General features: G+C 35.3%; 12 protein-coding genes. 4 read left to right on the top strand and 8 right to left on the bottom strand.

All coding sequences use genetic code 11. The annotated features are described in order from the left end of the window. Positions 1-1,086, top strand: a 1,086-nt coding sequence (locus ACFSTE_RS14420) for a T9SS type A sorting domain-containing protein (RefSeq protein WP_378298211.1), incomplete at its 5' end; no start/stop codon positions are given. 104 nt (positions 1,087-1,190) lie between these two features. Here ACFSTE_RS14420 and ACFSTE_RS14415 read toward each other — a convergent pair. Then, positions 1,191-1,805, bottom strand: a complete 615-nt coding sequence (locus ACFSTE_RS14415; RefSeq protein ID WP_176027122.1) for a porin family protein — start codon at positions 1,803-1,805, stop codon at positions 1,191-1,193. A 185-nt stretch (positions 1,806-1,990) separates the two neighbouring features. On the opposite strand from ACFSTE_RS14415, the gene ACFSTE_RS14410 reads away from it, so the two are divergent. Next, on the top strand, positions 1,991-2,449 hold the full coding sequence (locus tag ACFSTE_RS14410) for a RidA family protein (RefSeq protein ID WP_176027123.1): 459 nt from the start codon (positions 1,991-1,993) through the stop codon (positions 2,447-2,449). A 73-nt stretch (positions 2,450-2,522) separates the two neighbouring features. On the opposite strand, the gene ACFSTE_RS14405 is transcribed toward ACFSTE_RS14410, so the two are convergent. Both ACFSTE_RS14405 and ACFSTE_RS14400 read right to left on the bottom strand, forming a co-directional pair. After that, positions 2,523-3,254: a hypothetical protein gene (locus ACFSTE_RS14405; RefSeq protein ID WP_378253516.1), complete on the bottom strand. Its 732-nt coding sequence runs from the start codon at positions 3,252-3,254 to the stop codon at positions 2,523-2,525. Positions 3,255-3,712: 458 nt separating this feature from the next. After that, positions 3,713-4,510 (bottom strand): winged helix-turn-helix domain-containing protein, encoded by a 798-nt coding sequence (locus tag ACFSTE_RS14400; RefSeq protein ID WP_378253514.1) that lies wholly within the window; start codon positions 4,508-4,510, stop codon positions 3,713-3,715. 184 nt (positions 4,511-4,694) lie between these two features. On the opposite strand from ACFSTE_RS14400, the gene ACFSTE_RS14395 reads away from it, so the two are divergent. Then, positions 4,695-5,267: a hypothetical protein gene (locus ACFSTE_RS14395; protein WP_378253513.1), complete on the top strand. Its 573-nt coding sequence runs from the start codon at positions 4,695-4,697 to the stop codon at positions 5,265-5,267. A 52-nt stretch (positions 5,268-5,319) separates the two neighbouring features. On the opposite strand, the gene ACFSTE_RS14390 is transcribed toward ACFSTE_RS14395, so the two are convergent. The 3 genes from ACFSTE_RS14390 to ACFSTE_RS14380 all read right to left on the bottom strand — a co-directional run bounded on the left by ACFSTE_RS14390 (position 5,320) and on the right by ACFSTE_RS14380 (position 9,656). Further along, a complete protein-coding gene (locus tag ACFSTE_RS14390; protein WP_378253511.1) occupies positions 5,320-7,281 on the bottom strand; it encodes an alkyl/aryl-sulfatase in 1,962 nt (653 codons plus the stop codon). Positions 7,282-8,195: 914 nt separating this feature from the next. Beyond that, entirely contained in the window at positions 8,196-9,236 is a 1,041-nt protein-coding gene (locus ACFSTE_RS14385) for a hypothetical protein (protein ID WP_378253509.1), read from the bottom strand. Between the two features lie 12 nt (positions 9,237-9,248). Beyond that, positions 9,249-9,656, bottom strand: a complete 408-nt coding sequence (locus tag ACFSTE_RS14380; RefSeq protein ID WP_378253507.1) for a hypothetical protein — start codon at positions 9,654-9,656, stop codon at positions 9,249-9,251. A gap of 197 nt (positions 9,657-9,853) precedes the next feature. Between ACFSTE_RS14380 and ACFSTE_RS14375 the strand changes: the two genes are divergently transcribed. After that, a complete protein-coding gene (locus ACFSTE_RS14375) occupies positions 9,854-10,537 on the top strand; it encodes a GNAT family N-acetyltransferase (protein ID WP_176027130.1) in 684 nt (227 codons plus the stop codon). A gap of 56 nt (positions 10,538-10,593) precedes the next feature. Here the strand turns inward: ACFSTE_RS14375 and ACFSTE_RS14370 are convergent, their stop codons facing one another. Next, positions 10,594-14,667, bottom strand: a complete 4,074-nt coding sequence (locus tag ACFSTE_RS14370) for a CUB domain-containing protein (protein WP_378253505.1) — start codon at positions 14,665-14,667, stop codon at positions 10,594-10,596. A gap of 879 nt (positions 14,668-15,546) precedes the next feature. Then, the coding region (locus tag ACFSTE_RS14365) for a T9SS type A sorting domain-containing protein (RefSeq protein ID WP_378298209.1) at positions 15,547-16,633 on the bottom strand (1,087 nt) is incomplete at its 5' end.

Below are 16,633 nucleotides of genomic sequence, written 5' to 3'. Positions count from 1 at the left end.
TCAGGAAATTCTGCTACTATTACAGGGTTAACTCCAAATACCAGTTATCAATTCAGAGTTAGAGCTAAAGATGCAGCAGGAAATCAATCCGCTCTGAGTGATGCAATATCTGCTACAACAAGTGGTACCAGTGGAGACCAATGTACTGCAGCAGTGCAGACATTCCCTTATAATCAGGGATTCGAAAACTCCTTTGGTTCATGGAAGCAAAGCAAGCATGATCATATTGACTGGACGCTGAAAAACGGGAACACCCCATCGGATAACACAGGTCCTTCCAGTGCACATCAAGGGAACTATTATATCTATGTAGAAGCCTCAAATACAAATGGAATAAATGGAAATCCTAATAAAAGGGCTATTCTTACTTCTCCTTGTTTCGACCTGACAAATTTGGCTCAGGCAACTGTAAGCTTCAACTACCATATGTATGGAGATAATGATATGGGAAGCATCGCTCTGGAAGCAAGTAAAGATAACGGTGCAAACTGGGTAAGCCTATGGAGCCAAACTGGTAACAAAGGAAACAATTGGCTATCTGCCAGTATTGATCTGTCTGCATACTCAGGAGGAACGGTACAACTTCGTTTTAACAGACTAACAGGAGCTACCTGGAAAGCAGATATTGCTATTGATAATTTTGCTTTAAAAAGTGCCAGAACAACAGGAAATATCTGTGATGGTATTCAGACATATGTAAACGGTCGGACATACCAGATTGGTGACAAAGTAATTCACCAAAACACTCTTTTCCAACGTGATAACACAGTTGCTTCTGGATGGAGAAGAATAGGAAATTGCCCAACCTCAATGGCATACAGTACGAAAGAAAGTAACTCATCAACAGTGTATCCCCCTGTATACAATGCTCTAATTATCGAGCCAAATCCAATAAAGGGGAACACATTGAACACCTTGTTTGTTCCTTCAAAGGATGCGACATACCGCATCATAGAATTACAAGGAAAAATTGTTCTACAAGGAGATTTTAGTCAGGAAATAGATGTAACTCCACTTCCTAAAGGGGTCTATATTCTTAAAGTTCTTTCTGACAAAAAAGAGTATACACAACGTTTTATCAAATAATCAATCACTAAACGAGGTATATGTATTAATTGTAAAACCCTGAGAAATCGATTTTGATTTCTCAGGGTTTCTTATCTTATAATATCGTTGAAATTCAACAGGAGTCAGAATTTAAAACCGCAAGCTAGTTGAAAAACAGCATTTCTCATTTCATGAGTCATATCATCATAACTGGTAGAAAGGCCTAAATAATACCTTACCTCTCCAAAAAAACCTTGAGGCATTTGATATCCGATACCGACTGTTGTTCCTAAATCCAATAAGGGAGTTACCCCCGAGATGTGTTGTGTTACACGTTCTTTGGCTCCGTCACGAAATATTTCTTTCTCTGAATTTCCTGTCAATAATATCCCGACCTGAGGTCCTACTTGTATGCTCGTCCCCTTAAACACATAATATTTAAACAACAGAGGGACATTCAGATAATCCAACTGCAATCTATGCGATGTCATTCCTTCTGCGGTTATTCGCTCTATAGTTGCTCCTTGAGGAGAATATACAATCTCAGGCTGAAAAGCCAATACTTCGGTCAAGGGCACTTCTAATAATACCCCGAAATGAAGTGTTGCTCTATGAGCTACTTGTTCCTCTCGTTTTTTGGTTACGAAAGAAAAGTTTTCTCCTACTTTAATCCCAAAACGTGGAGTATATTCCTGAGCATACATCATCATAGCGATAAAATAAAAAAGGGCTGCTACTTGCTTACGTACTACTTTCATTACAGTATAAAAAAAGGGTTCATCTATATGTCGAGAAAAAAGAGCGTTACCCTTTTTTTTCTCTAGAGTATAGCATGATTTTATATAAAAAAGTTTTTTTATTAGTTTACATTGAACATGTAAGTATTCATTTACCAAAACAAGAATCCCTTATAAATAAACATAAAAACAGTACGAAAAAAATAATGACAGCACAGGATAATCTCAAAAAAATTGGAAAAGAACTACCAGATACACCCTCTCCCGGAGGAAGTTATGAATCTGTCAATATCAGGGGAAATATTGCTTATATAGCAATTCAATTTCCTATCTGGAACAAAGAATATACCTATCAAGGACGATTAGGAGAAGAGCTTTCTACTGAAGAAGGGTATAAAGCTATGGAAATGTGCGCCTTGAATGTACTATCGCAAGTAAAACAAAAAATTGGTTTTGATAAGCTTATAGGTCTTAATCATATAGATGCTTATTTCCAATCCGGAAAAAATTGGGATGAATCGCCTGAAGTAGTCAATGGCGCTTCTGATCTTTTTGTAAAAGTGTTAGAAGAAAAAGGGAAACACTCCCGAGCAATTTTTGGTGTTGAAAAACTGCCCAAAAATTTTAGTGTTGGATTGACAGCATCATTTACAATCCATATATAATCAACACAATAGCCCCCATAAAAAAGCCTTCTCATAATACAGAGAAGGCTTTTCGTATTATTTAATCACTTTATCAAACTTCCTGTAGGCTATGTTTCTTTTCTATAGCTCTGTCCACACTATTAGATGGTGATTTAATTAACAGACTGCTCATACTGGTGAAAGCGTTGAACTTTTTAAGCCAGGTAGCTCCATTTGCTCCCCATCCTGTATCCAGACTAAAGTCTAAAGTACGAGAATTATTCGGCGCCCCGGTAAGATCTATCAATGCCCCTGAAGACATTGCTCTTGTAATTACAGTTGCTGTTTCTACAATATTAGTAGAAAAAATCAGTGCAATTGTAGTTATTGGTGTAATAGATCTTGCAGAACCACTCCCTAAAATAGGGAACGCACATAAGATATTAGGCGTATTTTCTACAACCTGACTAATTCCTACTGTAAATTGCTGCGATGCTTTATTCAAAAAAGATATTGCCCCTTTCGGTCCACTACTCGACCCGTTTAAATTTCCTGCCGAGTCAATTGTTATTAAATCGTTTAAGTCTGCATTTATCGTATTACTAGCTGTGATGGTAACACTTTCTGAAACTTGTGAAGTAGAGTTATACCCTTGAAACTGCTCCTCCCAATGAATTACTGTATTCGTTAATAACTTATCCTTTTCTAATTTAAACCAAACTGTAGGTTCTCCTGAACCAGAAGCTTCTACTGACTTGAATCCATATAATGAATACCCTTGCGATTTTAGTGCAGCTACGGTCTCTGCACTCATTTGTATTGTGGTACTAAACTTTGTTGCCATTATTTTTCAAATTTTATTGTTCTGTTATATTTAGACTGCTATGGCTAAATAACACATAAGAGCCCCAGACCCTCTGGAGACTTTTTAAGCTATTTGACAGGGATAAAAAATAGTTTAGTAATCAAAAGGAATTAAAAGTAGCTACTCAATGAAATATTTCATTTTTTTTAATTACGAAGTTAAATTTAGAAAAATATTTTGTTACTACAGACCAGAAAAACCACAAAAAATAAAAATTAAAAACCTAAAAATCAATAATTTAAACAACAAGCCATAAAATAAGACTTATGGTTATATCATGTACTTTTTCTGTTGATTTTACAAACAACCTGCTACATTACGAACATACTTAAAGAGCTTAACGATTAATCCAAAAAAGCACGATTAAAAGTAAACTCCCCTGTAGACATATAAGGTATTAATATATTTCTAAACCATCATCGGTTAGAAAATAATATTTAAAGCACCTCCAGTTTATAACCTACCCCATGAATATTTATAATATTCACAGAAGGGTCATCCTGTAATTTTTTTCGAAGGCGGGAAATAAAAGCATCCAGGCTTCTCCCAACAATGACCCCTTGATCTTCCCATACTTCTTTTACCAATACCTCTCTTTTAATCGTTTCATTTTGATGCTGACTAAACAACTGCATTAGCTCACGTTCTTTAGTCGTTAATGAAATGCGCCTTCCTTCCTTTTCTAAAAAGTTTTTATCCGGATAAAACGAGTACTTCCCTATTCGTATTTGTTCTGAAGCCTCATTATTTTTCCTGTTTTTTTTCTTAGCTACATATAAAAAACCAATTCCTGCAATACTGATCAAACAAAGAGAAGCCCATACAAGTACATTGTCCCCCCCTAAAACAGCTGTTTCTTCTATAAACAATATCCGAATTCTATAACAATTATACGGAAGTCTCCTTCCCAGACATGGAATAATGCTTTCCTCTTGCGACATCATTACCCGATAACTATACGAAACTTCTCTGTTACTACAATTGATTACTTCTACGATATAACGCTCTGGTAATTCTAATTTTTCAAAACTATGACGAATATTCGCCACCAGGGTATCAGGAACAATGGATATGTCTGCCTCAAAAGACAATTCATAGGTATGTTCATTAATCTGAATTATCGGACTTATCAATGAAATAGAATCTTTATCCGACAAGAGTAACTGATTCCCTACATCTCTTAATGCTACTTTTACTATTTCAGAAAAATATGATGGCTCTTTTGATCGCGCCATATACATACTTGTAAAAAAAACTAGTATGCCTCCCATAAATAGTATACGATATATAAGTTTCGATTTCACAAAATACCTTGTAAACAAGTTAATACGGGTAAAATTTACAATTTTTTGCACTTCTTTTACATTTTTTTTTCACCTTCCAACAACTCCTCTTTTAGCTTTACAAAAAACATATATCATGAAAAACACAATAATTGTATTCGTTCTTTTTTATAGTTCTTTATCCTCTTTTGCTCAGCAAAAACTTTTTATTGATGCTTCTCAAAGTACCCTTCACTGGTCCGCCACAGATGATCATCATAGAGGGAAACATAATGGAAAAATCTCATTTCAAAAAGGTCATGTAATAAAAAAAGATACACAGATTACTGAAGGCATGTTCGAAGTTGATTTATATTCAAAACTACAATCTTATACCTATGACAGTAAAACATGCATTCCTTTTTTTTCCAGGGCTTCTTTTGATATAAAAAAACACCCCGGAGCAATTTTACATATCCTTCACACAGCGTATACCGGTCCTTCTTCTTTTTCCTCTACTGGATATTTAACTATTAATGGCATACGGCAGCCCATCTCCTTTTTATCAACCATTAAAAAAAAGGAGCTTTATGAGGTGATCACATCAAATCTGGTCATTGATCCTATGCTATGGAGTACTCAGAAGGTACCTCACCTTATCTCAGCATTATCATTCCCAAAATTGATAGAAATCTCCTTACAAATAACTATAATCCCTGATGGATGTTAAAAGAAATAGAAAAAGAGTGTCTAAAAAGCCAGACACTCTTTTATAAAATTATTTAAGGTTCTACAATATGAAACCAAAATGTAAAGGTATCAAGCTTAGAAATAAAAGACATAAATGCCTCTTCATTTCCTGTTAGAATAACATCTCCGTTCCTTATCAACTCCTCAAAAGTTGTTTCTTTCATTACAATTCTGTTTAAGTCTGCTCTCTTCATAGTTACAGTTGTAGTCACATCTTCTGTTATTAATGCCCCTATACGAGGAGTTACAACGCCATTCTGAACAATCAAAGAAACCTTTTCATTAACATCAATCAGGTTAACATTAAAATTATAATCAAAGTCAACTGCTTCCTGATCTGTCCCTATAAACCCCATTGCTAGATAATTAAAGAACAACTCATTAGTCATCCCACTAACCATATCTGGACTTGCAGTATTAGGAGTATCCCATTCTTTTACTCCATGACGTAATTCTTTAGCCCCTGACAAGTAGAAGTTTCTCCACGGACCTGACTCTGCCATATACCCTAACTGTTCATAAGTATCTGCCAATAACCTTCTAGCACTTTGATTATCAGGATCTGAAAACACCAAATGATTTACTACTTCGGCTACCCATCTGTAATCCCCTTCATCAAAAGATACTTTCGCTTTTTTTATCAAAGAATCAGCTCCTCCCATAAAAGCTACATATCGTTCTCCTACATCAGAAGGAGGTAATTTATGAAGGTTCGCTGGGTTCCCATCAAACCATCCAAAATACAATTGATACTGTGCCCTGACATCATGACTAACAGATCCATAGTATCCTCTATTATAAAACTGCTTATCTAATGAGTCTGGCAGATGTAACATTTCTGAGATCTCTAACGGGGTATATCCCTGATTAGCCAACCGTAACGTTTGATCATGTATATAACGATATAAATCTCTTTGGTTCTCCCATAGTTTATAAATTTCTTCATTCCCCCAAGTGGGCCAGTGATGTGAACCAAAAGAATATTTTACATCTTTTCCCCATTTATAAATTGCTCTATCGATATATTGACTCCACTTTTGTCCATTTCTCACTTTAGCCCCTCTCAAAGTATATAAATTATGTAACGTGTGATTGATGTCTTCTGATTGACAGAAAGCTTTTAACTCTTCAAAATAAAACATCATTTCTGCAGGAGCTTCTGATTCTGGGGTATAAATAAACTCAACTGTCAGTCCATCAATTGTATCTTTTACTCCTTCTACTGCATTAATAATTTCTGTACCATTTAATATTCCTGAAATACCTGTTGAAGTTGTTTGCCCTAAACCTGTACCTAAAGTTCCTTTTATATCCTTATAAAGGACATTCCCATACATATATGAAGCTCTTCTTCCCATTGCATTGCCTCCCATCACGTTTTCACTTACCGCTTCTTCAAAAAAATCTTGAGGGACATAAATCGGTATTTTCCCATTGATTGTATCGCTTCCTTTCATCACCCCTCTAATACCTCCAAAATGATCTATGTGGCTATGGGTAATAATAACGGCTTTTACGGGCAAACTATCTACTTTTTCATTAGCAAGTTGCAACCCTGCTCTTGCTGTTTCTTCTGACAATAACGGGTCTATAACAATCCATCCTGTTTTCCCTTTTACTAATGTCATGTTTGCCAAGTCAAATCCTCGTATTTGATAGATACTATCTGTCACCTTAAACAATCCGTTAAGACTATTTAGTTTACTTTGTCGCCACAAACTGGGATTAGCTGTTCCTGGAGCTTTTCCTTTTATGAAGTCGTATTGTTTCATATTATATACAACATTCCCTGAATCATTTACAATTTCCCCTGATTCTATCGTTCCCATAAATCCTTTAGTTGCATTTATAGAATCTGTTTTATCGGAAAAATTTAAATAGCTAAGGATTGAATCATTAGCAGCAATAGTATATGAAGAAGCCTCTTTCCTATTAATATCAAAAGAGAATTCTGATAAATTATTTTTAGTGTTGCAGCTCAAACATATACTCATTATAACGAGTATACAACATTGAAGAATCTTGTGTTTTTTCATTAGTTTTTTAGTTAAAATTGGTATAAATAAGTGTTTAAATCACTTGAGTAAGAGGTAATATATTTTTAGAAAATTTTTCTAAAAGCCCACACAATTAACTAATAAGCAATATTTCTTTATTTTTTTAAGTAGAAAGATTCCGCCAATAACTATATCATATTGACATATCCGTATAGAAATCCAGTTACAAATAGAACTCATGTAAAAAGTATCTTTCTCTTACTCCATAAATAGTAAGAGTTGACTTTTTTGAACAATTACGTCCTTTTATAACTAAAAGTATTTTAATTAAAAATAAAAAAGCAGTGGAGATATTTTGCCTAATACTTGTTAACTAATGTTAGCTTTTCCAATAATAAAAACAGTATAATAGTTTTATTATCACGAATGATCTAAAAATGTAAAGTACATGTTATTTTAAAACAAAGCTCAAATGAGAAAAAAAGAGTTTTTTATATATTTTTTAAACTCTAAAAGGCAATCATTTTTTAAGGCTGTGGTCATTATTATTAATTAGTTGGTTAATAATTAAAACGCTAAAGTACCTATTAATCCGGTGTCTAACAAAAGAGATAGCACAAGTTTTTTCCTACAAAAAACTAGAAAATCAAAACGTTAATTCTAGTTATTAAACACTAATTACTTTTATAGAACAACTTTATCTTTTATTACGAACTAACATACCTTAAGCACATTTTGGTCCTAATAGTAAATAAATGGTTCTAGTGCAATAAATTTCAAACAACTAGTCTTCTGTGATATAATAATCTAGAGAGTCGTATATAAATTATTATAGAACAGTGTCAGGGTTCCTTTCTTTAGCTATAAAATTCAATCACAATTCATTAATATATTACCAACCATTTCTCTTATTAAAAATGAATTCCTAATTCGAAGGCAATACCATAGTCGAATGTATATACTTTAGAAGTTTGTACTCTTTGAAAGGCGCCAATACCAATTACAAGCCCCATATCTTTCCACGGAATTAACTTTACCCCCTGCTGCGTACGCACCCCCATTAAAAAACTTCCCTTTCGTCTACTTTCCTTTCTTTTTAATAATTCTATCCCTATTGGAAATTGCGCCCCTAACACTCCGTAAATCCCTGGAAACATTTTTACATACCCATGAAAACCAGGACTAAACACATAGGTATCGACATCGACATACCCCTTTCTTTCTTTTATGTTATTTATAGGTTTAGATTGCCCATATGACATCACAAAAGGGATCATAAACTCTTTATCATTATCTGAAAATCCGATATAACTAACTTCCCACCCCTGATAATATTTACTATATCGACGGGTATAGGTAAACAGATCATACCACCTTCCTAAGCGACTCATCACTGCTACATTTGAAAAAATCGCTGTTTTTTCTCCGTTTTTATGTGAGGTAAACTGTCTGATACAATACTCCAATGCTGCTCTAATTCTCTTCTCCTGGGTCTTAATAGCTTCTTCTTCTTTTCCTAAAGGGAAAATTTCTTCTTCATAATGTCGAAGATTATACACTTCTTTTAATCCCTTATCATCCCTTTCTTCTAAAAAAGAAAGCTGTATCAACACTCTCGCTTTCAATGCTGAGGGAGAAATCTGTGCCTGTTGTACAGCTAACTTTTCAATCACAATACTGATTTTCTTGGTATTTGGAATATCTGGTAATGATACTACCAAGAAATCACGAATTGCTTTTGCTGCATCCGGAGCCAAGCGAAAGCTTCTTTTCTGATACATTACATCTTTAAACCTACCTAAATATTTTTCTTGTCGTTTGTCTATGACCTCCTTTATATGAAAAGTCTGAGGTGTTCCCCACTGAATGGGAACCATTTGTAAAACAACATCTTCCTGAGCGACTGTTTGTATTACAAAAAACAGAAACACTCCTAATTGCATCCATCTCATAACAAGCTCTACTTATTCCTCGCCTACAGAAGCACTATAATAAACTTCTATCGCTCTTAGCTCATCGATATCAAATTGTAGAACCAAGTTCTTTGAAGTAATCGAAATGATATGTGCTTTGAGCTTTTCTCCTTTGCTATTCTGCATTTCTATATAACTCCCATTGGTATTAAACAACCAGGTTCCACGATCTATTTCTTCTTCTGACATGGAAATAAATTTCATATCTGTTCCTAAATTGAGGTAGTCTTTTTTTTCCTTTTTAGAAGGAGGGTATTTTTCATTTCCAATCTTGTAATATGCCAATTCCCATTGTTCAAATAAGCATTGTTCTTTTCCTGCTAATTGAGCAGCTAGATAGTTTACAGAAAAAACTAATACTAATAAAAGGTATACACTTTTGTTTGGTTTACGTATCATCTGGTTTTTATTTTTTACCAAAAATAATTTACCTTCTCTCGGAGGTGTTTGTCCATTTGAGACAAAAGAGCAACCTCTTCTTTTTTCTTTTTATATTGATATGGTAAAAGTGGTTGTTTTTTTATCTTTTTGAATGCTCGAGGTCCACTTCGAATATAGATTTCATATTATTGTATTTGGATTCTAATAAATCGGACATGGACATTAATTACACACCTCTGGACAATCCAGTATGGTATTCTCTACAACAGACACATCATGAGCTAGGTGTTTTTTATAAAGACATTGCATTCTATCATCCTGATTTCTGTCCTTTTGGAGGTGTTTTTAAACCTTCGGAAATGATAACTGCACTTAGTGAGTACAGCAAACATACTACTGATTTCTATGTAGTCGGAACTTCTCCCAGTTGTCCGCCTCATCTCACAGTCTGCAAAGAACTTATTTGCAATCAAATGGTATTAGACTCTCCTATTCCCATAATACATACTCATACTACTACTGCCCTTGGAACCGAACATCATCAAGATCTTTTTGATTTGGTCAATACCGTACAACCGGGATATTTTAAAAAGTATACATGTCGTATGGGACAGTATTATGGAATCTATATTGATAATATATTGGTAGCTGTTACTGGAGAACGTATGAAAATGAATCAATTTACAGAAGTTAGCGCCGTAGTTACTCATCCTGATCATACAGGAAATGGATACGCCAAACAATTGGTTGCAAAAACTGCGAACGCTATTTTTGCTCAAAATAAGATCCCTTATCTTCATGTAGCTTCTACCAACATCGGGGCCATCCGTTTATATGAAAAGCTGGGATTCAGGACAAGGAGACAGATCAGTTTTTGGCAATTATCCCTTACACATTAAAAAAAGGGATCGAATTCGATCCCTCTTCTTTACAAAACTATTAAAATTACCATTGCTTATTTTTTGACAAACTGTCTCATTATGGTCGTCTTTCCTTCGGTTTGCAATTGTAGAATATAAACTCCATTTTGCAACCCTTGTACATCAATTGCTTTTGTTTGCAGCTTTCCTTGTTTTGAAACCTGTCCTAATAGATTCATTACTTTGTAATTCATATTCTCTATTCCAGTTCCTCCGATATGAAGTACTCCACCCTGTACCGGATTCGGGTATACAGTTACCTCGATGGTTTCTTTTTTAACACCATCTGCCAATAACTCTTTGCCAAGTTCTTCTGTAGTAGCAATATTATTATTAGCTGTTGTAGCCAATCGAAGATTATCAACAGCCATATCTCCCTGCCATGAGTTTCCGGAAGTTCCTACAAAACGCAATTGTACTGAATTTCCTGCATAAGCATTAAGGTTGACATTGGCGTTGTTCCATACATTTCCTTGATTTCCTGCTTGATTCCAAACAGATGCCCAGGTAACTCCATTATCACTACTGGCTTCTAATCTCAAGGATCCCACTGCATTTCCTGTCATATGATATGTAAATGTAAAAGTGGCTGTTCCTTGATTTCTTAAATCAAAACATGGCGAGTTCAGAATTGTAGTACGATTCGGATTATTTGGACTAGATGTTTCTACATACACATAAAATCTTCCTTCTTGTGCACTGGAAGGTCCTGTGTTATTAGAAAACGTTCTTCCTTGTTGGTGTGTCCAATCAAAATCATCACCAGCTGCCTGAGTCCAGGCTCCAAACCCAGCTTCAAAACCTTCCGAATAAGGAAAAACATTGATTCCGTTTGCACATCCTTCATTATTATTCCCCTGATCATTAGCCTCATAGCGAGCTGACCATCCAGAAGCTGTAATAATCTCATCAGATGTAAATTGTACATACATTGCATTTCCTGTAGAAGTTATCGCTGCAGGAATTGTTCTTCCTGAAAAACGCCCTAACTGAGGTGCTGCTGTATTTTCTCCATCATATATTGTTACGAAATCATAATTAGCCTCCGTATTAAACGCATCAAAACGAAGGGTTACTGTACCTCCATTTTCTGGTCTAATCAACCAGCTACAATTTCTATTTGTTGGATAATCCTGATTTCCACTACCATCTGTAAACGCCCCATTAATTGCTGTAAGTACAGCTCCTCCATTACATGGATCTGCTGCCACCGCCTGAGTTCGCACATTGATAACATTACTATCAGCTGAGGTATTTCCTGCTGCATCTCTAGCCACCACTTTAAAACTATATATTGTATTTGCCGTGAGTCCATTAATTGTTTCACTAGTTGCTGCTACTGTCGCAACTACAACATCATCTCGATAGATATCATAAGCTGTTACTCCTACATTATCATTCGACGCACCCCAATTCAACTCCAAAGAAGTTTCCTGAACATTCGACGCAACAAGATTCGTAGGCGCTGTAGGCGATTCATTATCAACCACTCCATTAGCCGTAAAACTTCCTGTAAAAACTCCTCTACCGTAAGTAGAAGCTATTACAATATTATTATTATCATCTCCATCAATTGCCCAATAATCAAACGATGTCACACTAACATCACTCATCCCGTTATAGGACTGTCGCCATACAGGATTTGCATTATCAAAATTATTCGACATCCACACTCCTAATTGTGTCGCCACGATTACTTCTGTTCTATCTAATGGATTCTGTAGAATATCTCGTACTGGAATATCCGGTAAATTCCCCTCTTTACTTACCCAGTTAACTCCTGCATCTGATGAGTACCATATACTGGTTACTCCATAATTATGAATTGTCACTAACAGATCATTTGCAGTTGCTCCTAATCTCACAGAAGATACTGATCCTACAAAAGGAGTATTGATTTCTGCCCAATTCGCAGCACCTACTCCAACATTGGTTAAACGGAATAATTTTCCATCGGCTGCTCCTACATACCAGGTGTTATTCGCAAAAGTAGATGCTACAAATGCTGTTGGCTTAGCCGTTAACATCTGATTATCTATATTTCCGTTTCTATTATTAGCAACATCAATAGTCTTTATTGAGGTATGATTCACATTGTTAGCTCTAACTGTCGCATTTGACAAGATGAAATTAGCATCGCTATCATACCCCATCTGATTCACGAAATCTCCTGTAGCTTCTCTTAATATCTCCTCTCCTCCTCCTTGTTCTTGTCCTACTCCATCCCAGGGAAGGTTAAATCGATAAATATTATTATTGGTATATGTGGCTGTCATGTATTGTCCGTCTTTATCTACAAAGGTGTAAAATCCATCCCCTCCTGATAATTGTTCAGATCCATTAATTCCGGCGACTGCATTTCTAAATGCCTGAGAACCGTTATCCTGTGATCCTGCTGTAAATATCCCATTTTGGTCTCTAGCTCCATTCGGTCCGATACCTGCTTTTACATACTGAGTAACATTATAATTATTTACACGCTTCCCAATCGCATTAGCATTATTATTTGCCGTTGATAAACTGGATGCATAATATACTCCTCCATCATTTCCGAATATAGCTTGATTAGCATTTCCGGGTCTAAACACCATTGCGTGCTGATCGGCATGCACTAAAGGAGTTCTCAGTTGTGCTAACCCGCTATTGTTAGACCATTTAGATATTTGTGTCCAGTTATTTCCTCCATTGGCAGAACGGAATAAATCAATCCCCCCTACATATACAATATCATCATTGGTAGGATCTGCCTCAATCATCAAATCATAAAATGCCTGACCCCGAGTAAAATCATTGGCCGGAATTCCATCATACCCAATTCTAGGAATTGCACGATCGTGATCTACAGGAAGTGCTGTTGCTACTGGATTGGTTGCAAAACCATCCGTTGTTCTATAAATATGAACAGGTTCTATTACATTGTTATTTTCATCTGTTAAGACTCCCTGAGTAAGTGCATATATTTTATTTGCATCGGTAGCTGAGGTTTCTATCTCAACTCGATTCGAATCTCTCAGAGGAGAAGCAGCTGCTTCTACCCATGCAGTTCCGTTTACACTACTAAATACACGACCTCCTCCTTCTCCCATAGGAGAGTTGATCGTTCCCATCCATAATCGATTATCAGATCCTATCTCAAAATCATTCGGGACATAATAGTAGTTATTGTTACTCCACTGGTATCGCATATTAGCAGATTCAATTCGATTCCAGGTCACTCCTCCATCAATAGAATGATACATCCCAGCCGATTGAATTCCAAGCCAGTTATTAGGTCCCGAAGCTGCTCCGTATATATGCGCTCCTACTCCTACAAATAATTCTGTTCGATTCTCAGTAGTATTCTCCCAGGCTATAATATCATTTACATAATAAATCCCTGAAAGAAACAAATTGGTGGGATTTGCCTGAAGATCTCCTCCTCCTGCCGGAGGAATATTTACCGCTTGCCAATTATTCCCTCCGTTATTAGATCTATACACTCCAGTACCAACTACATCACCTGCTGTATATTGTTCTCCTGTACCGACATACCATATATTAGAGTTCCTTGGGTCTACTGTAATAGAAGTGACTGATAAGTTACCCGGTACATTCTGAACTCTTGTCCATTGCGAAGCTGCTGAGGTAATATCATTATTAACCCATAATCCTCCACTTACTCCTCCTGCAAATACCCTTCTGTTAGTTTGGTCATTAGGATCGAATAAGATAGCACGGGTTCTTCCCCCAACATCATTGGGGCCTCTTTCTTCCCAGGCATTTGCATTATTTTCTCCCGGGGCTCTTTTTACATTCCTCGACTTTAATTGTTTTTGAACGTCGTAAAGCTTTTCTGGTTCTGTACGCCCAGTCATAGGATTAATCGTCAATTCCCACATCTGTTCGAAGTATTTATTTGGGGGAATACCTCTTTTTTTTCGTGCTTTTTTAGTAAGGCTTAAGGTTTCTTTAAAAGGACTGTTTTCTAAAAAACGTAGATGTTTATCTCTTACATCTTGTAAGGACTTTTCTTTTTTTGGCGCATCTGTGGCATGATATAAATACAGTACAGATGATAAAAATACGACACAAAAAAACAGTACCCCTCTTTTTAAAAAGGTAGTTTTCATATATAAGTTGAGTTTTAGTGTTAAGCCACAAATATATAAAAATTATATTATTGTTATTTTTTTGTGCAAAAAATAAAAAAATCAATAATAAAAATCATTTTTTTACTTACAAAAACTAACAAATCACATTAACTCATATAATAAATCAAACCTCCATAACTTTCAGTATGTTAGGATCATTGTATCAACTTTTATTAATGCAACAAAGTATATATTAGAACTTTACCCCCCTCTTTTTTTCATACAAACAACCATAACACCCATTTTGAAAACAAAAAGAATCCTACTATAGAAATGTTAAAAAATAATTTTTATTAACTTATATTTAACTTTTGTTTTTGTAGCACAAAAATTATCTCCTGAAAGACTTTTACAGTCGTTCAACTATATTTTTTACATAATTAAAACATGTAAGATTTTTCTTTAATTTCTTTTTACTATATTTCTTTACCCAAAATCTCACTTCTTTTTACTCAAAAAAAATATTCCTGCTATTTAATTTTAAAACAATACAATTTTTATTTTTTTTCTTTTAGATGATTCTATTTAGTTAATTTTTGCTTTACATAATTCTTTCTTTTAAATCACCTTAATTAACTTCTATCATTATTAAAAATGCATAAAAAACGAAGCGTCTCCCCTCACTATACTCCCCTACTCCCCCTTTAACTTAAAACATGTCAATTATACCTATTGAATGTTTTTTAATCACAACGATTTCTTCAGACACCTGACTGTATTTCTATTTTTTTGATGCACTTCCCGAACCATAAGCTATTCTTCCACTAAAAAATCAAGCGTTCCTCACCTTCACTTATACCTAAGAATAAAAAAGCGCCTTTTTTAAGGCGCTTTTTTGTTTTTTATATGGCTAGATTATTAATGTTTCAAGAAACGTTTTATATAATTATTCTTTCCTGATGTTATTTTTAACACATACATTCCGTTCTCCATAGCTCCTACATCTATTTTCTTAGCCTTTTCTCCTCTCATAATAACTTTTCCTGTTACATCAAATATTTGATATGACGACAAGTTCAATACAGTTTCCGGCAGGGAGATGGACAATATATCAGAAAATGGTTCTTGATAAATTACCAGCTCTATAGCCGATGGAGGGGATGATGCCAGAGAGGTTAGCTTCTTACTTCCATTACATGGTCCTAAATTATCCCATCTATTCCAATTATTTTTTCGAAACAAGAAACCTTGAAACACTACTTTATCTCCTGGTCGATATATCACACCTGACCTCCATGACGCTACTCCTTCGCAAATTCCTCCTCCTGTAGTTTTCTTGGTTGTAAATGTTATTACATCTGAATACGGAGCATCTGTTTCTTGCTGATTCCCTGCTGTACCACATTTCCCTATACTACCCCAACGATTCAAACTATTTTTCTGATACAAAACATTGTCATACACCACCTTATCTCCTGGCTGATAATTTACTCCTGATCTCCATGGCGCTACTCCATCACAGATATCTCCAGTAGTTCCTTTACAGGTATATTTTATACGTAGCTGATATGCTGTTTCCGACTTAAGATTTTTTAATTCTAACGTATTTGATGTTGCTTCAACTACCGTATAACCACTATCAGAAGTCTTTTTATACTCTACAGTATAAGTAGCAGCTCCAGCTGTAGCATCCCAATTAATTATAGCTGACACGTCTTTTATATCAGTAGCTGTGACCCCTGTTACTTTCTGACAATCACTTCCTGTTCCTCCTAATGTTTTAACAGAAACGATATTAGAAAATGCGGAATGGTTTCCTGCTGCATCTTTTGCTCTGACTTTAAATCGATATGCAGTATTTGCCGTGAGTCCATTAATTGTTTCATTAGTTGCTGCTACTGTCGCAACTACAACATCATCTCGATAGATATCATAAGCTGTTACTCCTACATTATCATTCGACGCACCCCAATTCAACTCCAAAGAAGTTTCCTGAACATTTGAA

Source organism: Aquimarina hainanensis (assembly GCF_042684685.1).
Taxonomy (GTDB): Bacteria; Bacteroidota; Bacteroidia; order Flavobacteriales; family Flavobacteriaceae; genus Aquimarina; species Aquimarina hainanensis.
Note: the sequence above shows the minus strand (reverse complement) of the source record. Positions and strands in the feature narration are given on the sequence as shown.

Excerpts from the sequence above, each read along its gene's own strand:
- ACFSTE_RS14415 (WP_176027122.1), bottom strand. The coding sequence starts at position 1,805 with ATGAAAGTAGTACGTAAGCAAGTAGCAGCCCTTTTTTATTTTATCGCT.
- ACFSTE_RS14410 (WP_176027123.1), top strand. The coding sequence starts at position 1,991 with ATGACAGCACAGGATAATCTCAAAAAAATTGGAAAAGAACTACCAGAT.
- ACFSTE_RS14405 (WP_378253516.1), bottom strand. The coding sequence starts at position 3,254 with ATGGCAACAAAGTTTAGTACCACAATACAAATGAGTGCAGAGACCGTA.
- ACFSTE_RS14400 (WP_378253514.1), bottom strand. The coding sequence starts at position 4,510 with ATGGCGCGATCAAAAGAGCCATCATATTTTTCTGAAATAGTAAAAGTA.
- ACFSTE_RS14395 (WP_378253513.1), top strand. The coding sequence starts at position 4,695 with ATGAAAAACACAATAATTGTATTCGTTCTTTTTTATAGTTCTTTATCC.
- ACFSTE_RS14390 (WP_378253511.1), bottom strand. The coding sequence starts at position 7,281 with ATGAGTATATGTTTGAGCTGCAACACTAAAAATAATTTATCAGAATTC.
- ACFSTE_RS14385 (WP_378253509.1), bottom strand. The coding sequence starts at position 9,236 with ATGAGATGGATGCAATTAGGAGTGTTTCTGTTTTTTGTAATACAAACA.
- ACFSTE_RS14380 (WP_378253507.1), bottom strand. The coding sequence starts at position 9,656 with ATGATACGTAAACCAAACAAAAGTGTATACCTTTTATTAGTATTAGTT.
- ACFSTE_RS14375 (WP_176027130.1), top strand. The coding sequence starts at position 9,854 with ATGGACATTAATTACACACCTCTGGACAATCCAGTATGGTATTCTCTA.
- ACFSTE_RS14370 (WP_378253505.1), bottom strand. The coding sequence starts at position 14,667 with ATGAAAACTACCTTTTTAAAAAGAGGGGTACTGTTTTTTTGTGTCGTA.